The following is a 17844-nucleotide window of genomic DNA, read 5'->3' on the forward strand; positions in this document are numbered from 1 at the left end:
CACGCTCCACCCGGGCGTGACCGTCGCGCTCCTCGGCCCCAACGGCGCCGGGGCGGTTAGTTCAGGAGGGCGCGGGCGGAGGCGGCCTCCGCGCGGATCCGGGCCGCCGCGTCGGCGTCCACCGCGGAGACCACCCCCGCGTACGCGTCGAGCTCGGCCGCCCCCTCCTGGAAGGAGCCCCGCTCCACCAACAGCCGCGCCCGCTCGTACCGCAGCGCCGCCGGATGCGACGGCAGCAGCAGCGACAGCTCCACCGCCCACAGGGCCACTGCCGACTGCTCCGGGCGGGCCGAGGCCCAGGCCCGAACGTTCGCCAGGATCCGCTGCACGATGTCCAGCGTCCGGGCGGGCTCGCGCGGCCCCGACGCCAGCTCCGCCGGCCCCGTGCCCAGGGACGCGCCGCCCGCGAAGGGATCCACCACCACGCCCTCCTCCGGGTCCCCGAAGCCCACCACGAAGTGCCCCGGCAGCCCCAGCCCGTACACCGGCGCCCCGGCCCGCCGGGCCACCTCCAGCCACACCACCGACAGCAGGATCGGCAGCCCGCGCCGCCGCCTCAGCACCTCGTGCAGCAGCGAGGACGACAGCCGGTCGTAGTCCGCCGGGGTGCCGTGGAAACCGAGGCGCCCGCCCAGCAGTTCCGTCACCGCGTTCGCCCACGCCCGCCCGCCGCGCAGCCCGTACGGCAGCATCCCGGCCAGCCGGTCCAGCTCGATCTGCGCCCGGTCCATGGCGCGTTCGTCCAGCTCCGGGTCCCCCTCGGTGGCCAGCAGCAGGCACAGCAGCGCCAGGTCCGGCCGCTCCGCCCGGGCCTCGGCCGCGAACTGCTCCCGCCAGGCCGCCGGACTCACGAGGCCGCCCGGTAGTGGTGGTACGCGTGGTGCGTCGCGAAGCCCAGCCCGTCGTACAGCGCCCGTGCCCCCGGATTGTCCGTCTCGACCTGCAGCCAGGCCGCCGACGCCCCCTCCTCAAGCGCCCGCCGGGCCAGCGCGGCCATCACCGCCGTCGCCAGGCCCTCCCGCCGGTGCGCGGGATCCACGGTCACTGCCGCGAAGCCGGCCCAGCGGCCATCCACCACGCAGCGCCCGATGGCCCGGCCCCCGGGCAGCGTCGCGAACCACACCGACGGCCCTTCCACCAGCATCCGCCGGGCCAGGTCCGGGTCGCTGACCTTCCCGTAGCGCCCGAGCCACTCCTCGTCCGGGACCCGGGTCAGGCGCAGGTCCCCGGCCGCGGGCGCGTCCACGTCGGCCACCGGGGCCAGCGCCCCGATCCGTACCTCCGCCGACACCTCCGACGCCCACCCGCGCCGCTCCAGCTCCGCACCGAGCATCTCCTGGGTGCCCGCGGCCCCCGTCGCGACCTGCACATAGGCCGGAAGCGACCGCTCCGCGTACCAGGAGGTCACTCGCGCGAGTGCATCGTCCAGCGGCATCCCCGGGTCGCCGAGCGGCAGCACGGAATTGGCCCGCCGGGTGAATCCGGCGGCCGCCCGCAGCGTCCACCCGCCCAGCTGCTCGCTCTCCAGCGGCTGCCAGGCCCGCGCGGTGACCCGCGAGAGCTCCTCGAAGGAGGCCGCGGGACCCCGCCGCCGGGCCGGCGCCGGAGGCACGATCTTGCCCGCCACCAGCGACGATTCCGAGATGCGGACGGATTGACCGTCCTTCTTTGTGATCAGCAGCACACCCTGGTCCCAGGATGTGAGAACCCCGACCGTGTCCGTGAACTCGGGTGATCCGCTCACTACGGCCTCCACCCGTCGTACAGAGACTCGTTTACCCACGTCAGCCGGGGTAATTCGGACCTCCAGCAGTCCACCGGCAGTGATTTCCACAGCTCTGTCCGCCCCTCCTGTTCGGATCGTGCCCGGGAACGGAGATACTAGGTGCGGGCATCGACGACGCCGCGCTCCCGCGCGATATGGAAAGCCCTACCGAGGAGGAACGAGAGCGTGACCTACGTCATCGCGGAGCCTTGTGTCGACGTCAAGGACAAGGCATGCATCGAAGAGTGCCCCGTCGACTGCATCTACGAGGGCCAGCGGTCCTTGTACATCCACCCGGACGAATGCGTCGACTGTGGTGCGTGTGAGCCGGTCTGCCCGGTCGAGGCCATCTTCTACGAGGACGACACCCCGGAGGAGTGGAAGGACTACTACAAGGCGAACGTCGAGTTCTTCGACGAGCTCGGTTCGCCCGGTGGTGCCTCCAAGCTGGGCCTGATCGAGCGCGACCACCCCTTCGTCGCGGCGCTGCCCGCCGGTATCAACGGCGAGCACTGACCTTCCAGGCAGACGCGCCCCTCGGTCCCGTACGGCCTTCCCGCCGCACGGGACCGATGTGTTTTCCGACCCGCACACACCAGCACTCAGAGAGAGCAGAGACCACCGTGGCCGCAGTATCCGACCGTCTTCCCGCCTTCCCCTGGGACAAGCTGGAGCCGTACAAGAAGACGGCGGCGGCCCACGCGGACGGCATCGTCGACCTGTCGGTCGGCACGCCCGTGGACCCGGTCCCGCAGCTGATCCAGCGCGCCCTGATCGAGGCCGCCGACTCTCCGGGCTACCCGACCGTGTGGGGCACCGTCGCCCTGCGCGACGCGATCACCGGCTGGGTGCGCGGCCGCCTCGGCGCGAGCGCCGCCGAACACCGCAACGTGCTGCCGGTCGTCGGTTCCAAGGAGCTGGTGGCCTGGCTGCCGACCCAGCTGGGCCTGGGCGCCGGGGACAAGGTCGCCTACCCGCGGCTCGCCTACCCCACCTACGAGGTCGGCGCGCGGCTGTGCGGCGCCGAGCCGGTCGTCTACGACGACCCCACCGAGCTCGACCCGGCCGGTGTGAAGCTGCTGTGGCTCAACTCCCCGTCCAACCCCACCGGCAAGGTCCTCGCCAAGGAGGACCTCGTTCGGATCGTGGCCTGGGCGCGCGAGCACGGGATCCTGCTCTTCAGCGACGAGTGCTACCTGGAGCTGGGCTGGGAGGCCGAGCCCGTCTCCGTCCTCCACGACGACGTCTGCGGCGGCTCGTACGAGGGCGTCGTCGCCGTCCACTCCCTCTCCAAGCGCTCCAACCTGGCGGGCTACCGGGCGGCCTTCGTCGCCGGTGACGCGGACGTGCTCGGCGAACTGCTGGAGATCCGCAAGCACGGCGGCATGATGACCCCCGCCCCCGTGCAGGCGGCCACGGTCGCCGCGCTCGGCGACGACGCGCACGTCGAGGAGCAGCGCGAGCGCTACGCGGCCCGCCGTACGGCGCTGCGCACGGCCCTGGAGGGGCACGGCTTCCGGGTCGAGCACAGCGAGGCGAGCCTGTACCTGTGGGTGACCCGCGACGAGCCCTGCTGGGACACCGTCGCCCACCTCGCGGGCCTGGGCATCCTGGTCGCGCCGGGCGACTTCTACGGCGAGGCGGGCGCGCGGTTCGTGCGCGTCGCCTTCACCGCCACCGACGAGCGGGTCGAGGCGGCGGTCAAGCGCCTCGGCTGACCGCCGGGTTCCACGACGCAGACGCCCGAGGGGGCCGGGAGTTCGCACTCCCGGCCCCCTCGGCGGTTCCTACGGCATCAGCCGCCCAGCGGCAGGCCACCGGGGAGTCCCCCCGGCAGGACGCCGGAGGTCGGCAGCGAGGACGTCGGCAGGGAGGAGACCGGCAGCTCCTGCGTCGCGGGCAGTCCGCCGAGCAGGCCCTGCGCGGTACCGGCCACGTCGGCGGCCGGGGCCGGCAGGGCCTTGGTGGCGCTGGCGGCGGTGCCGACGGCGTCCGCGGCCGCGTCCGTCGTCGTGGCGGCGTCGGGGGCGGTGAGCGCGCCCAGCTGGGGCACGGACTCCAGGCCGGCGGCACTGGCCGCGCCGGCCGCACCGACCACGGGCGCTGTCCCGGCTGCGATGAGCAGCGCGGCACGGGCGATCCGACGGGTCAGGGGGAGAGACATGTTGCTCCTAAGCGGTAGCGGCTGAGTACGCCCTGCTAACCGCTCCCGGGGCGGGTGGAGTTGCGGTGCCGATGGGTAAAGGATCGGTAACGCATCGTTTAATCGGCTTCCGGGAAAAACGCATTGGATGCGCGCCGACCTGGGCTTCCGCCCCGATCCGGGATCGGCGGCCCGCTACACGGATCCCCCCGCAGGGGTGATCACTCGTACGTGAGCCCGGGCGCCCCCGGCGCGTGCCCCGCGCCGGAGCCGGTCAGCGGGCCATGAAGATCCGTACCTCGCCCGGCCCCGCGTAGTGGGCGTCCTTGGCGCCGTCCTTCGTCCCCGTGCCGCCCTTGTCCTGCCACCGGCCGCGGTCCTTGCCCGCGATCCAGCCGTGCCGGCCGTACGACACCCGGGAGATGCCCATCGCCTTCGAGTGGGCCACCGCCCAGTGGGCCATCGCCCGGCTGCGGCGCGTCGCGTCCTCGCCGCCGTTCTTCTTCTCCGTCAGGGTGACCTCGGCCTCCGCGGCGACCTGCCCGCCGCCGGTGTTCCGGCCGGCCTGGCCGCCCTGCGCGGACATGGTGTGCGTCCCGTCCTTGCCGAAGATCCGGATCAGGTCGGCCTGTACCTCCTCGGGGTTGCCCGGCCCGGTGGGCGCGGGCCCGCCGCAGTTCAGGGTGCCGCCGCCGGCGAAGGCCGCCGTCAGCACGGTCGCGTCGGGCTCGTGCTTCGCGTACGCCTGCGGGAACCCGCTGCGCTGCACCTTCTGCGCGGCCACCGTCAGCGGCAGGCGCGAGTACCCCGGCACGTCGACGAGGTGGTCGTAGAAGATCCCGGCCGAGTAGACCGGGTTCGTGATCTGCGCCGGAGTTCCCCAGCCCATCGACGGCCGCTGCTGGAAGAGGCCGAGCGAGTCCCGGTCGCCGTGATCGAGGTTGCGCAGCGCGGACTCCTGCATGGCGGTCGCCAGCGCGATGGTCACCGCCCGGTCCGGCAGGCCCTTGGCGACGCCGACGGCGGCTATCGTCGCCGCGTTCGCCGCCTGCTCCGGCGACATTTCGTACGTTTCAGAGGTTTCTTCGCCCCCGACCGGGTCCGCGCTGGCCACGCAGAACGGGGCGCCGCCGCCACCGTTCGAATCGTGCTGCACGGCGAAGTACCCGATCACCGCGAGGAGAACGAGCATGCCGACGGCCGCCCGGAGCAGTCGGCGGCGACGAGGACGGGGATCACGGGTCTCGGACACGCGGCCCACCGTACTTGAGGCATATGACGCGTCCACCGGCCGGACGTACGGGGCTTCGTCGCATCCCGGGGCGTTAGGGTCAGTTCCATGTCCGAATCCGAGCTGGACCTCACCCTGGACGCCGCCGAGCTGACCGCCCGGCTCGTCGACATCCCTTCCGTGAGCGGCGACGAGAAGGTACTCGCCGACCTCGTGGAACACGCGTTGCGCGGCCTGGCGCACCTCACCGTGGACCGCTTCGGCAACAACGTCGTCGCCCGCACGAACCTCGGCCGCGCCGAGCGCGTCGTACTGGCCGGCCACCTCGACACCGTGCCGATCGCCGACAACGTCCCCTCCCGCCTCGACGAGAACGACGTGCTGTGGGGCTGCGGCACCACCGACATGAAGTCCGGTGTCGCCGTGCAGCTGCGCATCGCCGCGACCGTGCCCGAGCCGAACCGCGACCTCACCTTCGTCTTCTACGACCAGGAGGAGGTCGCCAGCGACCTCAACGGCCTCGGCAAGGTCGCGGACGCCCACCCCGACTGGCTGACGGGCGACTTCGCGGTCCTGCTGGAACCCTCCAACGCCGAGGTCGAGGGCGGCTGCCAGGGCACCCTGCGCGTCCTGCTCCGCACCGCCGGCGAGCGCGCGCACTCCGCCCGCAGCTGGATGGGCTCCAACGCCATCCACTCCGCGAGCCCGATCCTCGCCCGCCTCGCGGCCTACGAGCCCCGCAAGCCGGTCATCGACGGCCTGGAGTACCACGAGGGCCTCAACGCGGTCCGCATCGAGGGCGGCGTCGCCAACAACGTCATCCCCGACGCGTGCACGGTGACCGTCAACTTCCGCTACGCCCCGGACCGCACCGAGGCCGACGCGCTGGCCCACGTACGGGAGGTGTTCGCGGACTGCGACATCGCCGAGTTCGTGGTCGACGACTCCTCGCCCGGCGCCCTCCCCGGCCTCTCCCACCCGGCCGCCGAGGCCTTCATGGAGGCGGTCGGCGGTCGTGCGATGCCCAAGTTCGGCTGGACGGACGTCTCCCGCTTCAGCGCCCTCGGGGTCCCGGCGGTCAACTACGGCCCGGGCGACGCCCTGCTGGCGCACAAGGTCGACGAACGCGTCGAGACGAAGGCGATCTTGCACTGCGAGGAACGACTCCGCGCCTGGCTGACCTCCTGAATTCCGCTTCTCGTCACCTTTGTGCGCCTACCCTGATCCAACGATCAGCAGGAGGGAGCACAGCATGGGCAACCACGGCAGTCCCGAGGGTTCCGCTCGTCGTCGGCCCGAGGAGCAGCAGCTCGGGCCGGTGCTGAGGAGGCGGAGCCAGGTGCAGGCGGGCAGTACGACGGACCAGCGGCTGCTGGATTCGGCCGGGCCCTCCGAGTGGGTGCACACCGATCCCTGGCGGGTCCTGCGCATCCAGTCGGAGTTCATCGAGGGCTTCGGCACGCTGGCCGAGCTGCCGCCCGCGATCAGCGTGTTCGGATCGGCCCGTACGCCGGAGGGCTCGCCCGAGTACGACGCGGGCGTGCGGATCGGCAGCGCGCTGGTCGAGGCCGGCTTCGCGGTGATCACCGGCGGCGGTCCGGGAGCGATGGAGGCGGCCAACAAGGGCGCCCGCGAGGCGAACGGCGTCTCGGTCGGCCTCGGCATCGAGCTCCCCTTCGAGCAGGGGCTCAACCAGCACGTCGATCTCGGCCTGAACTTCCGGTACTTCTTCGTCCGCAAGACGATGTTCGTGAAGTACAGCCAGGGCTTCGTCGTCCTGCCGGGCGGCCTGGGCACGCTGGACGAGCTGTTCGAGGCGCTGACCCTGGTCCAGACCCAGAAGATCACCCGCTTCCCGATCGTGCTGTTCGGCACGGAGTACTGGAGCGGTCTGATCGACTGGCTGCGGGGCACCGTGATCGCCCAGGGCAAGGCCTCGGAGAAGGACCTCTACCTGTTCCACGTCACCGACGACGTGGACGAGGCGATCGCACTGGTGACGAAGGAAGTCGGCAAGTAACCCGCCGGGCCCGGGCCGTACGGCCCGGGCCCGACCACGTCAGGCGAGGCCGCGACGGGCGACCGCCGGGGGCCGGTGGCCCTGGATGGACCGGACCATGCTCCTTTGGGACGCCGCTCTCGCGCGGTTCGGCGCGGGCGCCTCGCCGGCTTCGGGCGGCTGCGTCGGCCTCCGGCCGTCGGTGCCTCAGGCGAGGCCGCGGCGGGCGACCGCCGGGGGCCGGTGGCCCTGGATGGACCGGACCATGTCCAGGATCTGCCGGGTTTCCGCGACCTCGTGGACGCGGTAGACCTGTGCGCCCAGCCAGGCGGAGACGGCCGTCGTGGCCAAGGTGCCCAGCAGGCGTTCCTTGACCGGCTTGTCGAGGGTCTCGCCGACGAAGTCCTTGTTGGACAGGGAGACCAGGACCGGCCAGCCCGTCGCCGTCATCTCGTCCAGCCGGCGCGTGGCCTCCAGCGAGTGCCGGGTGTTCTTCCCGAAGTCGTGTCCCGGGTCGATCATGATCGCGTCCCGGCGGACGCCCAGCGCCGCCGCCCGCTCCGCCAGCCCCACCGTCACGCGCAGCACGTCCTCCACGACGTCCTCGTACGCGACCCGGTGCGGCCGGGTGCGCGGCTGCGCACCGCCCGCGTGGGTGCAGACCAGGCCCGCGCCGTAGCGCGCGGCGACCTCCGCGAGCTTGTGGTCCACCCCGCCCCAGGCGTCGTTGAGGACGTCCGCCCCGGCCTCGCACACGGCCTCGCCGACCTCGTGCCGCCAGGTGTCCACGCTGATCACCACGTCCGGGTGGCGGCGCCGGACCTCGGCCACGAAGCCGACCGTGCGCCGTGCCTCCTCGGCCGCGTCCACGTGCTCGCCCGGGCCCGCCTTTACCCCGCCGATGTCGATGATCGCGGCGCCTTCGGCGATCGCGTGCTCGACCCGGTCCAGCGCCGGCTCGTCGCGGAACGTCGCGCCCTGGTCGTAGAAGGAGTCCGGCGTCCGGTTCACGATGGCCATGATCACCGGCTCGTGGGTGTCGAACTCGCGCCTGCCCAGTCGCAGCATCCTGCTCTTTCCTCCTTCGGCGGCCCTCGCGCCTCGCCTGCGACCTTAACCTGGTGGCCGGAGTCTCTCAGGGGAGTTGATCGTGTTCTTCTTCTTGATGATCGCGCTGGTCGTGGTCGTGGCAGCGGTCACCCTGGCGGTGATCGGCGGCGGCTCGGAGGCCGTCCTGCCGGAAGCGGAGCCGGACCGGGTCGCGGACGGGCTGCCGGAGACCCGGCCCGTCGTACGGGCCGACATCGACGCGCTGCGGCTGCCGGTCGCCCCGCGCGGCTACCGCATGGCCGAGGTGGACGACGTACTGGAACGGCTCGCGGCCGAACTGGCCGAGCGGGACGCGCGGATCGCGCAGCTGACGGCCGCGGCGGCGCCCGCAGCGGCCCCGTCGGACGCGCCCGGGCACGTCGACCTCCGCAAGGGCGGCGAGCAGTGAGCGGTTCGGTGGCGGGTGCGGACGGGCTGCTGCGCTGCCCGTGGGGGCTGTCCACGCCGGACTACGTCGACTACCACGACACCGAGTGGGGCCGTGCGGTGCACGGGGACGACGCCCTCTACGAGCGGTTGTGCCTGGAGGCGTTCCAGTCGGGGCTGTCCTGGATCACGATCCTGCGGCGGCGCGAGGGGTTCCGCAAGGCCTTCGCAGACTTCTCGATCGCGGCGGTCGCGGAGTTCGACGCACGCGACGCGGAGCGGCTGCTGGCCGACGAGGGGATCATCCGCAACCGGGCCAAGATCGAGGCGACCCTGGCCAACGCGAAGGTCCTCGCCGGGTGGGAGCCGGGCGAACTGGACACCTTGATCTGGTCCCACGCCCCCGAGGAGCCGGGACCGGCCCCGCTGACGGTCGACGAGGTCCCGGCGGTCACGCCGGAGTCCACCGCCCTGGCCAAGGCCCTGAAGAAGGCCGGCATCCGCTTCGTCGGCCCCACGACGGCCTACGCCCTGATGCAGGCCTGCGGGCTCGTCAACGACCACCTGGCCGACTGCGTCTCCCGCGACCCGGCCTGAGTCCGGTCGGGCCGGGCCGGATCGCGGGAGGGGTCTCAGCGGCCCAGGTACTTCGGCGGCTGCTTCGCGAGGAAGGCCTGGACGGCGATGGCGTGGTCCTCGGAGGCCCCCGCACGGGTCTGGAGGACGTCCTCGTGGGCCAGGGCCTCGGAGAGCGTGTGGGAGGCCCCGTAGGCCAGGGACTCCTTCAGCGCGGCGTACGCGACCGTCGGGCCGGCGGCCAGCGTGCGGGCCACCGCCTCCGCCTCGGCGTGCAGGGAGTCCGCGGGCACGAGGCGGTTGACGATGCCGAGCTCGTACGCCTCCTGGGCCTTGATCGAACGCGGGAACAGCAGCAGGTCCGAGGCGCGGGAGGCACCGATCAGGCGGGGGAGGGTCCAGGAGACCCCGGAGTCGGCGGTCAGCGCCACCCCGGCGAACGAGGTGTTGAAGGAGGCGGTGTCGGCGACGACCCGGAAGTCCGCCGCCAGCGCGAAGCCGAAGCCCGCCCCGGCCGCGACGCCGTTCACGCCGGCCACCACGGGCTTCGGCATCTCGGTGAGCGCCCGCACGATGGGGTTGTAGTGGTCGGCCACCGTGGTCATGGTCAGCGAGGTGCCGGTCTCGCGGTCCGAGGCGAGGTTCCCGATGTGTTCCTTGAGGTCCTGGCCCACGCAGAAGGCCCGGTTGCCGGCCGCGGTGAGCAGCACGGCCCGTACGGCGGTGTCGGCGGCCGCCGCCTGGACCGCGTCGCGCAGGGCGACCTTGGCCTCGGTGTTCATCGCGTTCATCGCGTCCGGACGGTTGATCGTGATGGTCGCGAGTCCGTCGGTCACTTCGTAGAGCACGCTGTCGGCCATGGCAGGGGGTCCCCCTTCGTCGCGGGCTTGGCTACCGGTCGGTACTGTCCGGTACAAAGGTCAGCATGGCGGACCGGACGTGGCGCGCACATGTGATGTGCGTCAAAGAAAGCCGACGCCGGTTCCCGGGTGCGGCGGCGAAGTATCGCAGGCGGATCCCCGAAATGAGTGGTTTTGGTCGAGCGCGTTGCCCAAGCGTTCCCCTGCGATGTTGGTCATCGGGTCCTGACATGCGGGATAATGGCTGGGAAGCAATGTGTTCGATGCCGGGTATTAGGCGCCTGAACGGGGCCGTCGGCTGACGATGAGCTGGTTTCAGGAAGGGGAACGAGCATGGCGGCCATGAAGCCGCGGACGGGCGACGGCCCGCTCGAGGTCACCAAGGAGGGGCGGGGCATCGTCATGCGCGTACCGCTCGAGGGCGGCGGTCGGCTTGTCGTCGAGCTGACCCCTGATGAGGCGGACGCCCTGGGTGACGCCCTGAAGAAGGTCGTCGGCTGACCCCACGGGGACACCGACAGCACTTCCACCTTCTGCTTTTCCGCATTCTCTGCACTGCCCCGACCGCGATCCCGCGGCCGGGGCAGTGTTGCGTCGTCCTCCCTGGACCCGAGCCCTCCGGAGCCGCGCCGTGACCTTCACCCCGCCCGCGCCACCCGCCTTCGCCGACTGCACGCCCCGCCAAAAGGTCGCCCGGATCCTCTCCGACGTGCTGGCCCCGGCCCATCTGGTGGTCGCGCTGCTCCTGTTCGTCGGATGGCACGGCAGCACGGCGTGGACCGGGCTCGGCTGGGGTCTGTTCGCCGCCTGCTTCTGCGGGGTGGTCCCGATCGGGATCATCGCCCTCGGCGTCCGCCGGGGCGCGCTGACCGACCAACACGTCCGGGTGCGGCGCCAGCGGCTCGTCCCGATGGCCCTGAGCCTGCTCTCCGTCCTCGCCGGGGTCACCCTCCTGCACCTCCTGGGCGCTCCCCGGGAGGTGTTCGCGCTCGTCGTCGCGATGCTGGTGGGCCTCGTGTCCTCGCTGCTGGTCACGGTGGTCTGGCAGATATCGATCCACATGTCGGTGGCCGGCGGCGCCGTGATGATCCTGCTGCTCGTCCTCGGCCCCCGGGTGCTCCCCGCGGTGCTGATCGCCGTCGCCGTCGCCTGGTCCCGGCTGGTGCTGAAGGCGCACACCCCGGCGCAGCTCCTCGCCGGCACGGCGCTGGGCGGTACGGCGGCCCTGACCTTCGCGCTCCTCGGCTGACCCGCGGGGCCGATCTCCCGCGGTCCGGCGGGCCTTGATCACGCGGGCCGCGGGCGGGCCCGGGGGTTCAGCGGCGCACGGCGCACAGCAGCCCGTCGCCCACCGGGAGCAGCGCGGCCTCCAGTGCGGGGCTCTCGCGGACGCTGCGCAGCAGCTCGCGGACGCGCAGCACCTCCACCGGCTGGGCCGCGGAGTCGACCGTGCGGCCGTCGGAGAAGACCCCCTCGAAGCACACCAGTCCGCCGGGGCGCAGCAGCCGCAACGATTCGGCGAGGTAGTCGAGGGATTCGGAGGGGTCCCCGTCGCAGAAGACGAGGTCGTATCCGCCGTCGGCGAGTCGCGGGAGCACGTCGAGGGCGCGGCCGGGGATGAAGCGGGCCCGGTTGCCGGCGAAGCCGGCGGCGCGGAAGGCCTGGCGGGCGAAAGCCTGCCGGTCCGCTTCGGGATCCACCGTGGTCAGTACCCCGTCGGGGCGCATGCCGTGCAGCAGGTGGATGCCGGAGACGCCGGTTCCGGTGCCGATCTCGGCGACCGCCTTGGCGTCCGCGGTGGCGGCCAGCAGGCGCAGCGCAGCACCGGTCCCGGGGGAGACGGACCGCAGGCCCGCTTCCCTGGACCGGTCGCGGGCCCATCGCAGAGCGTCGTCCTCGGCGACAAACGCGTCGGCGAACGCCCAGCTCGTCTGCCGGTTGCCGGTAATGACCCTCTCCTGTCCCCATAGTTGGCGCAACGGTGACTGTATCCGTTGACGTCGGGAACCCGCAGATGGGACCGGGCGTTGTGAGGGGTGGAGGCGGGATAAGAAGGGACGGTGCCGGGCAGATCGACGGCCAGGACCGCTCCCACGCTTAAGTCTCGCGTAAAGATACTGCAAAAACACTTATCCGGAGCTGACAGAGGGGGTGGCTATGGTAGGGACTCCACTGGACACCACCAGAGCCGATAGGGGAGGTGCGGCTGCGCCTGTGGATCGTGGCGGCGTCCTGAGACGCCTCTTCTGGTCGGCGGGTGAGCCGAAATCCGTGACCTACATTGCTGACCGCTTCCACACCGCCGACGCCGCAACCACCGCGACCTTTGCCGCCGATGCGGGCTCCCAGGCGTGGACCCCTCCTTCATGGGAGGAGATCGTCAGCACGCACAGCGCGCGGGTCTACCGCCTTGCCTACCGTCTGACGGGTAACCAGCACGACGCCGAGGACCTGACGCAGGAAGTCTTCGTCCGCGTCTTCCGCTCGCTGTCCACGTACACCCCCGGCACCTTCGAGGGCTGGCTGCACCGCATCACGACCAACCTGTTCCTGGACATGGTGCGCCGCAAGCAGCGGATCCGCTTCGACGCGCTCGGCGACGACGCCGCCGACCGGCTGCCGAGCCGTGAGCCGTCCCCGCAGCAGGTCCTGCACGACACCCACTTCGACGCGGACGTGCAGCAGGCACTGGACACCCTCGCCCCCGAGTTCCGCGCCGCCGTGGTGCTGTGCGACATCGAGGGCCTGTCGTACGAGGAGATCGCCGCGACGCTCGGCGTGAAGCTCGGCACCGTGCGCAGTCGTATCCACCGGGGCCGTTCGCACCTGCGTAAGGCACTCAAGCACCGGTCCCCGCAGGCCCGTGCCGAGCAGCGCGCGCTGGCGGGAGTGGCGATGGGCGCCCCCGGCGCCGGGGGAGAGGGCGGAGCCGAGTGAGTGAAGTCAGTCCGTCACCCGCCGAACAGCATCTGGGCGACCGGCTTGCCGCCCTCGTGGACGGGGAGCTGAAACACGACGCGCGCGATCGGGTCCTGGCCCACCTGGCGACCTGTGCCCGGTGCAAGGCCGAAGCCGATGCCCAGCGACGTCTGAAGACCATGTTCGTGGAGAGCGCTCCGCCGCCGCTGTCCGCGGGGCTGCTGGCGCGGCTACAGGGGCTGCCTGGCGGCGGCCTCGACGATCCGTCGGGTCCCCTGGACCCCGCCGGTCCCGGCCGTTCCAGCGACCCCTCGGGTCCCGCGGGGGGCGACCCCTTCGACACGTTCGCCTACGGGCTGCCGGTCGCCGCCCGGCCGCGGCCGCAGGAGGGCTTCCGCATCCACGAGGTCGGCCGTCCGCGCCGCAGGTTCGCCTTCGTCGCCGCCGGGGCCGTCTCGCTGGCCGCGCTCGCGCTCGGCGGTGCCCTGCCGTTGGAGGTGGATCCGAACCTGCGGGGTGATTCCCCGGCCCCGGCCTCCAGGCCCGGGCCCGCCCTGCCCGTGGCCGATCCGGGGGCCCGTGAGCGCCCGCCCGCCCCCGAGGTCGTCCCGACCCTCCTGTCGGCCGTGGCGACCCCGCTGCCGCCGCTCCAGCCCTCCCCGCCGTACCCGGCACGCCCGGTCTCCCTGCTGCGCTGACACGGGACCTGGTTGAATCTTCGGCACATGCGCATAGGTACGCGGGGAGCGCCCATGGCCGACAAGCAGCAGACCGACCCGGCTCCACAGTGGTGGAGCCGGCCCGAGGGGACGGCCGAGGCCGGTCGCCGCGACGGGGTTCCCGCGCCACGGCCCGACACCGGGGGCGCGGACCACGTACAGGACGCGGCCCCGACCCAGGACGTGCCGCCTCAGGACGTGCCGACCCAGGACGTGCCCGCCCAGGACGTACCCGCCCCGGGCGTGTCGGACCTGACCCCGGACGTGCCGGCCGCTGTCCCCGCGGTGCGGTACGACCCCTGGGGAGCCGAGCCGTTGCAGGTCGTGGACCGGGGCCGGACGCCGCGCGGGATCGGGCTGTGGCAGGTGGTGGCCCTCAGCCTCGGAACGGCCCTGCTCGCCGGCGGGATCGGCGGCTACCTCGGCGTGCTCGCCGAGCGGCGGAGCAGCACCCGGCTGGAGCTCCCCCAGGCGGCCGGCGCCGCCGACCGGGGCAGGGCCCCCGAGAGCGTGGCCGGGATCGCGGCCACCGCACTGCCCGGCGTGGTGACCCTGCACGTGCGGGGCACGAAGGGCAGCGGTACGGGCACCGGCTTCGTGCTCGACCAACAGGGGCACATCCTCACCAACAGCCACGTGGTGGCCGACTCCCAGGAGATAACGGTCACCTTCAGCACCGGCGAGAGCGTCACCGCCCAGCTGGTCGGCCGCGACTCCGGCTACGACCTGGCCGTGGTCAAGGTCAGCGGGGTGCGCGGGCTCCATCCGCTGAGCCTGGGGAACTCCGAGAACGTGCAGGTCGGCGACCCGGTGGTGGCCATCGGCGCGCCCTTCGACCTGTCGAACACCGTCACCGCCGGCATCATCAGCGCCACCGGCCGGCCCGTCACCGCGGGTGGTGACAAGGGCGACGGCAGCGACATCAGCTACGTCGACGCGCTACAGACCGACGCCCCCATCAACCCGGGGAACTCCGGCGGCCCGCTCCTCGACGCGAAGGCCCACGTGGTCGGCATCAACAGTGCGATCCGCGGGGCCGACAAGGAGGATGCCACCCGGCAGGGCGGCTCCATCGGGCTCGGCTTCGCCATCCCCGTCAACCAGGGCAAGCGCGTCGCCGAGGAGCTCATCCGCACGGGCCGCGCCACGCACCCGGTCATCGGGGTGACCCTCGACATGGACTACGCGGGTGACGGGGCCCGGGTCGGGGACAAGGGCGAGGACGGCAAGCCGTCCGTCGTCGCCGACGGGCCGGGCGCGCGCGCCGGGATCCGGGCCGGGGACGTGATCACCAAGGTGGACGGCCAGCGGGTCCGCGGCGGCGACGAGCTGATCGTCAAGATCCGGGCCCACCGCCCGGGCGACACGCTGACCCTCACCGTGCTCCGCGGCGGCCGCGAAAGCACACTGAAGGTGGTCCTCGGATCGGCGAACGGCTCATGAGCGCGGGATGACGGCTAGGGAGAAACCGCCGCGGAGGTGGTACGCAGGTATGGGCCCGTGGACAACGACGGGTACCGTGTGTCGGGGCCCGAAGTGATACAGAGCCGAGGAGCGGCAAGGTGTTCAACGACATAGGCGCACTCGAACTCGTCACGATCGTGGTGCTCGGCATCCTCGTCTTCGGACCGGACAAGCTGCCCAAGGTCATTCAGGACGTGACGGGCTTCATCCGGAAGGTCCGGGCGTTCTCGGACAGCGCCAAGCACGACATCCGATCCGAACTCGGCCCGGACTTCAAGGACTTCGAGTTCGAGGACCTGAACCCGAAGACCTTCATCCGCAAGCAGCTGACGGAGAACGAGGACCTCAAGGAGATCCGCACCAGCTTCGATCTCCGCAAGGAGCTCAGCGACGTCTCCGACGCCGTGAAGAGCTCGGAGGCGGGCGCCGCCCCGACCTCCTCGGCCACGCCCGCCGCCTCCGCCACGCCCGCCGTGACCGGCCCGGACCTGCTGAAGAAGCCCGCCGCCCCGGCCCCGGACGTGCGCGCGCGCTTCGACGCCGACGCCACCTGACGCGCGGCCTTCCCGGCGATCCGCGGTCGGATGGCTATCCTCCATCTGTCCGGATCGCAGGACGCCCGAGGGAGGGGGTCCCCCCAGCACAGCGAGGGGGAGGGCCGTTCCGGACCCCACGGAACGAGAGGCCGCCCAGATGGAGACGACGAGCAGCAGCCGGGTAGGGGCGCAGACCGCGGAGGCCCCCGCCGCCGCAGGCGCACCCGCCCAGGAGCCGGATACCGGCCCACACAGCGATACACAGCCACAGGAAGCCCCCGCGCCCGTACCGGCGGCCCGCCGGACGGCCGAGGGGTTCCTGGCGGCCGACTTCCCCTGGTACGGGCTGGACGGGGCCTTCACCGGCCCCCGCTGGCTCATGCAGGTCGCCGTGGCCGCCGACGGCACGGTGGAGCACGGATCCACCGGTCACGGCGACGAGCCCTCCGCCCGGGGCGAGATCGCCACCGGTGAGAAGGAGCGCTTCGCGGTGGTGATCACCGTGGCGAGCAACCCGCTGCGCCGCAGCGGCGACGGCACCGGCGTCCTGGAGGCCACCTCGGTCGCTTCGGCGGCCTGGCTGGCCGGCTCCGGACTTTTGGCGTACAGCTGGCCCGGACAGATGGACCACTCGCTGCGCAACGACTGGCTGGACCAGCAGACCGAGGCCGCGTGGGAGCTGGCGGACGACCTGGACGGTGAGGACTGGTCCACGCTGTCGCTGCCGGTGGACGGGGAGCCGACGCCGTTCCACTATCGCGAGTCGGAGTTCGGGTGGGTGCTGGCCGGCTCCACGGGGAGCGGCGTCCACCTGGGCGCGTACGGCCGCGGGATGAGCGCGTACGGGCTCGGCTTCTCCGCGATCGGGGACCTGGCCACGTACGAGTAGCCGTACGGGCACGGGTACGGCTACGGGAAAGGGCACCGCCGGACCGGCGGTGCCCTTCGCGCTGTGCGCCCCGTGCGGCCGGTGCGGGCCGCTCGTGGTGGGTCGGGTCAGAACTTGTTGCGCGGGGTGATGCCCAGGGACATGCCCGACAGGCCGCGCGCACGGCCGCCCAGCTTGCCCGCGATCGCGCGCAGGGCCGCGCCGGCCGGCGAGTCCGGGTCGGACAGGACGACGGGCTTGCCCTCGTCGCCGCCCTCGCGCAGCCGGACGTCGATCGGGATCGAACCCAGCACCGGCACCGTCGCGCCGACCGTCTTGGTCAGGCCGTCGGCGACCTTCTGGCCGCCGCCGGAGCCGAAGACGTCCACCATCTCGTCGCAGTGCGGGCACGGCAGGCCCGACATGTTCTCGACCACGCCGACGATCTTCTGGTGGGTCTGCACGGCGATGGAGCCGGCCCGCTCCGCGACCTCGGCCGCGGCCTGCTGCGGGGTGGTGACGACGAGGATCTCCGCGTTCGGCACCAGCTGGGCCACGGAGATGGCGATGTCACCCGTACCCGGCGGCAGGTCCAGCAGCAGCACGTCCAGGTCGCCCCAGAACACGTCGGCCAGGAACTGCTGGAGCGCGCGGTGCAGCATGGGCCCGCGCCACACCACCGGGGCGTTGCCCGGGGTGAACATGCCGATGGAGATGACCTTCACGCCGTGCGCCGACGGCGGCATGATCATGTTCTCGACCTGGGTCGGACGGCCGTCCACGCCCAGCATGCGCGGCACGCTGTGGCCGTAGATGTCCGCGTCGACCACGCCGACCTTCAGGCCGTCCGCCGCCATCGCCGCGGCCAGGTTCACCGTGACGGAGGACTTGCCGACGCCGCCCTTGCCGGACGCGACCGCGTACACACGGGTCAGCGAGCCCGGCTTGGCGAAGGGCACCTCGCGCTCGGCGGTGCCGCCGCGCAGCGTGGCCGCCAGGTCCTTGCGCTGCTCGTCGCTCATCACGTCGAGGGAGACGGCGACGGAGGTGACGCCGGCGACCTTCTCGACGGCCTCGGTGACGTTCTTCGTGATGGTCTCGCGCATGGGACAGCCGGACACCGTGAGGTAGACCGTGACGGCGACCTCGCCGCCCTCACCGATCTCCACCGATTTGACCATGCCGAGTTCGGTGATCGGCCGGTGGATCTCGGGGTCGTTCACCGTCGCCAGCGCGTCCAGGATCGCGTCCTGCTCAGGCACGGCGGCGGAGCTTGTGTCGGTAGCCA

General features: G+C 72.4%; 21 protein-coding genes. 13 read left to right on the plus strand and 8 right to left on the minus strand.

Features of this window, described 5'->3' with window-relative positions; translation table 11 throughout:
- Nucleotides 1-56: 56 nt before the first annotated feature.
- Both OG594_RS28685 and OG594_RS28690 read right to left on the minus strand, forming a co-directional pair.
- Nucleotides 57-851 carry a transglutaminase-like domain-containing protein gene (locus OG594_RS28685; RefSeq protein ID WP_266604585.1) on the minus strand — a complete coding sequence of 265 codons (795 nt, stop codon included), beginning with the start codon at nucleotides 849-851 and terminating at the stop codon, nucleotides 57-59.
- Nucleotides 848-1834 (minus strand): GNAT family N-acetyltransferase, encoded by a 987-nt coding sequence (locus OG594_RS28690; RefSeq protein WP_266604587.1) that lies wholly within the window; start codon nucleotides 1832-1834, stop codon nucleotides 848-850. The genes OG594_RS28685 and OG594_RS28690 overlap by 4 nt, the downstream gene beginning before the upstream one ends.
- Nucleotides 1835-1951: 117 nt before the next feature.
- Here OG594_RS28690 and fdxA point away from each other — a divergent pair, with 117 nt between their 5' ends.
- Both fdxA and dapC read left to right on the plus strand, forming a co-directional pair.
- Nucleotides 1952-2281, plus strand: a complete 330-nt coding sequence (gene fdxA, locus OG594_RS28695) for a ferredoxin (protein ID WP_030011906.1) — start codon at nucleotides 1952-1954, stop codon at nucleotides 2279-2281.
- A gap of 107 nt (nucleotides 2282-2388) precedes the next feature.
- Complete coding sequence (dapC, locus tag OG594_RS28700) at nucleotides 2389-3483, plus strand: succinyldiaminopimelate transaminase (protein WP_266604589.1); 1095 nt, start codon at nucleotides 2389-2391, stop codon at nucleotides 3481-3483.
- A 77-nt stretch (nucleotides 3484-3560) separates the two neighbouring features.
- Here the strand turns inward: dapC and OG594_RS28705 are convergent, their stop codons facing one another.
- Both OG594_RS28705 and OG594_RS28710 read right to left on the minus strand, forming a co-directional pair.
- Entirely contained in the window at nucleotides 3561-3929 is a 369-nt protein-coding gene (locus OG594_RS28705; RefSeq protein ID WP_266604591.1) for an ATP-binding protein, read from the minus strand.
- A 253-nt stretch (nucleotides 3930-4182) separates the two neighbouring features.
- Nucleotides 4183-5160, minus strand: a complete 978-nt coding sequence (locus OG594_RS28710) for a hypothetical protein (protein WP_266604593.1) — start codon at nucleotides 5158-5160, stop codon at nucleotides 4183-4185.
- 87 nt (nucleotides 5161-5247) lie between these two features.
- Here OG594_RS28710 and dapE point away from each other — a divergent pair, with 87 nt between their 5' ends.
- Both dapE and OG594_RS28720 read left to right on the plus strand, forming a co-directional pair.
- Nucleotides 5248-6327, plus strand: coding sequence for a succinyl-diaminopimelate desuccinylase (dapE, locus tag OG594_RS28715; protein ID WP_266604595.1), 1080 nt, complete (start codon nucleotides 5248-5250; stop codon nucleotides 6325-6327).
- A gap of 64 nt (nucleotides 6328-6391) precedes the next feature.
- Nucleotides 6392-7159 carry a TIGR00730 family Rossman fold protein gene (locus OG594_RS28720; RefSeq protein ID WP_189732768.1) on the plus strand — a complete coding sequence of 256 codons (768 nt, stop codon included), beginning with the start codon at nucleotides 6392-6394 and terminating at the stop codon, nucleotides 7157-7159.
- 186 nt (nucleotides 7160-7345) lie between these two features.
- Here OG594_RS28720 and folP read toward each other — a convergent pair whose 3' ends face one another.
- Nucleotides 7346-8206 (minus strand): dihydropteroate synthase, encoded by an 861-nt coding sequence (gene folP / locus OG594_RS28725; protein WP_266604598.1) that lies wholly within the window; start codon nucleotides 8204-8206, stop codon nucleotides 7346-7348.
- Between the two features lie 76 nt (nucleotides 8207-8282).
- Between folP and OG594_RS28730 the strand changes: the two genes are divergently transcribed.
- Both OG594_RS28730 and OG594_RS28735 read left to right on the plus strand, forming a co-directional pair.
- Nucleotides 8283-8636, plus strand: coding sequence for a DivIVA domain-containing protein (locus OG594_RS28730; protein WP_266604600.1), 354 nt, complete (start codon nucleotides 8283-8285; stop codon nucleotides 8634-8636).
- Complete coding sequence (locus OG594_RS28735; protein ID WP_323185340.1) at nucleotides 8633-9211, plus strand: DNA-3-methyladenine glycosylase I; 579 nt, start codon at nucleotides 8633-8635, stop codon at nucleotides 9209-9211. Before OG594_RS28730 ends, OG594_RS28735 begins: the two co-directional genes overlap by 4 nt.
- Before the next feature lie 35 nt (nucleotides 9212-9246).
- Here OG594_RS28735 and OG594_RS28740 read toward each other — a convergent pair whose 3' ends face one another.
- Nucleotides 9247-10050: an enoyl-CoA hydratase/isomerase family protein gene (locus OG594_RS28740; RefSeq protein WP_266604602.1), complete on the minus strand. Its 804-nt coding sequence runs from the start codon at nucleotides 10048-10050 to the stop codon at nucleotides 9247-9249.
- A gap of 333 nt (nucleotides 10051-10383) precedes the next feature.
- Between OG594_RS28740 and OG594_RS28745 the strand changes: the two genes are divergently transcribed.
- On the plus strand, nucleotides 10384-10551 hold the full coding sequence (locus tag OG594_RS28745; RefSeq protein ID WP_003966491.1) for a DUF3117 domain-containing protein: 168 nt from the start codon (nucleotides 10384-10386) through the stop codon (nucleotides 10549-10551).
- Between the two features lie 130 nt (nucleotides 10552-10681).
- Nucleotides 10682-11299, plus strand: coding sequence for a hypothetical protein (locus OG594_RS28750; protein ID WP_266604604.1), 618 nt, complete (start codon nucleotides 10682-10684; stop codon nucleotides 11297-11299).
- 67 nt (nucleotides 11300-11366) lie between these two features.
- On the opposite strand, the gene OG594_RS28755 is transcribed toward OG594_RS28750, so the two are convergent.
- Nucleotides 11367-12029: an O-methyltransferase gene (locus OG594_RS28755; protein WP_030385883.1), complete on the minus strand. Its 663-nt coding sequence runs from the start codon at nucleotides 12027-12029 to the stop codon at nucleotides 11367-11369.
- Nucleotides 12030-12207: 178 nt separating this feature from the next.
- Here OG594_RS28755 and sigE point away from each other — a divergent pair, with 178 nt between their 5' ends.
- The 5 genes from sigE to OG594_RS28780 all read left to right on the plus strand — a co-directional run bounded on the left by sigE (nucleotide 12208) and on the right by OG594_RS28780 (nucleotide 16577).
- A complete protein-coding gene (gene sigE, locus OG594_RS28760) occupies nucleotides 12208-12987 on the plus strand; it encodes an RNA polymerase sigma factor SigE (protein WP_199810289.1) in 780 nt (259 codons plus the stop codon).
- A complete protein-coding gene (locus OG594_RS28765; RefSeq protein WP_266604608.1) occupies nucleotides 12984-13667 on the plus strand; it encodes an anti-sigma factor in 684 nt (227 codons plus the stop codon). Before sigE ends, OG594_RS28765 begins: the two co-directional genes overlap by 4 nt.
- A 54-nt stretch (nucleotides 13668-13721) precedes the next feature.
- On the plus strand, nucleotides 13722-15131 hold the full coding sequence (locus tag OG594_RS28770; RefSeq protein ID WP_323185343.1) for a trypsin-like peptidase domain-containing protein: 1410 nt from the start codon (nucleotides 13722-13724) through the stop codon (nucleotides 15129-15131).
- 119 nt (nucleotides 15132-15250) lie between these two features.
- The gene (locus tag OG594_RS28775; protein ID WP_266604612.1) at nucleotides 15251-15706 is read left to right on the plus strand and encodes a sec-independent translocase; all 456 of its coding nucleotides are present in this window, start codon (nucleotides 15251-15253) and stop codon (nucleotides 15704-15706) included.
- 139 nt (nucleotides 15707-15845) lie between these two features.
- Nucleotides 15846-16577, plus strand: coding sequence for a hypothetical protein (locus OG594_RS28780; protein WP_266604614.1), 732 nt, complete (start codon nucleotides 15846-15848; stop codon nucleotides 16575-16577).
- 107 nt (nucleotides 16578-16684) lie between these two features.
- Here the strand turns inward: OG594_RS28780 and OG594_RS28785 are convergent, their stop codons facing one another.
- Nucleotides 16685-17800 (minus strand): Mrp/NBP35 family ATP-binding protein, encoded by a 1116-nt coding sequence (locus tag OG594_RS28785; protein WP_266606612.1) that lies wholly within the window; start codon nucleotides 17798-17800, stop codon nucleotides 16685-16687.
- Nucleotides 17801-17844 lie beyond the last annotated feature (44 nt).

Origin of the sequence: Streptomyces sp. NBC_01214, from assembly GCF_026340975.1 — a bacterium.
Taxonomy (GTDB): domain Bacteria; phylum Actinomycetota; class Actinomycetes; order Streptomycetales; family Streptomycetaceae; genus Streptomyces.

Bases quoted from the DNA above. Each gene is read 5' to 3' on its own strand.
- OG594_RS28720 (WP_189732768.1), top strand. From the start codon at position 6,392: ATGGGCAACCACGGCAGTCCCGAGGGTTCCGCTCGTCGTCGGCCCGAG.
- OG594_RS28740 (WP_266604602.1), bottom strand. From the start codon at position 10,050: ATGGCCGACAGCGTGCTCTACGAAGTGACCGACGGACTCGCGACCATC.
- OG594_RS28745 (WP_003966491.1), top strand. From the start codon at position 10,384: ATGGCGGCCATGAAGCCGCGGACGGGCGACGGCCCGCTCGAGGTCACC.
- sigE (WP_199810289.1), top strand. From the start codon at position 12,208: ATGGTAGGGACTCCACTGGACACCACCAGAGCCGATAGGGGAGGTGCG.
- OG594_RS28705 (WP_266604591.1), bottom strand. From the start codon at position 3,929: ATGTCTCTCCCCCTGACCCGTCGGATCGCCCGTGCCGCGCTGCTCATC.
- OG594_RS28780 (WP_266604614.1), top strand. From the start codon at position 15,846: ATGGAGACGACGAGCAGCAGCCGGGTAGGGGCGCAGACCGCGGAGGCC.
- dapE (WP_266604595.1), top strand. From the start codon at position 5,248: ATGTCCGAATCCGAGCTGGACCTCACCCTGGACGCCGCCGAGCTGACC.
- OG594_RS28770 (WP_323185343.1), top strand. From the start codon at position 13,722: ATGGCCGACAAGCAGCAGACCGACCCGGCTCCACAGTGGTGGAGCCGG.
- folP (WP_266604598.1), bottom strand. From the start codon at position 8,206: ATGCTGCGACTGGGCAGGCGCGAGTTCGACACCCACGAGCCGGTGATC.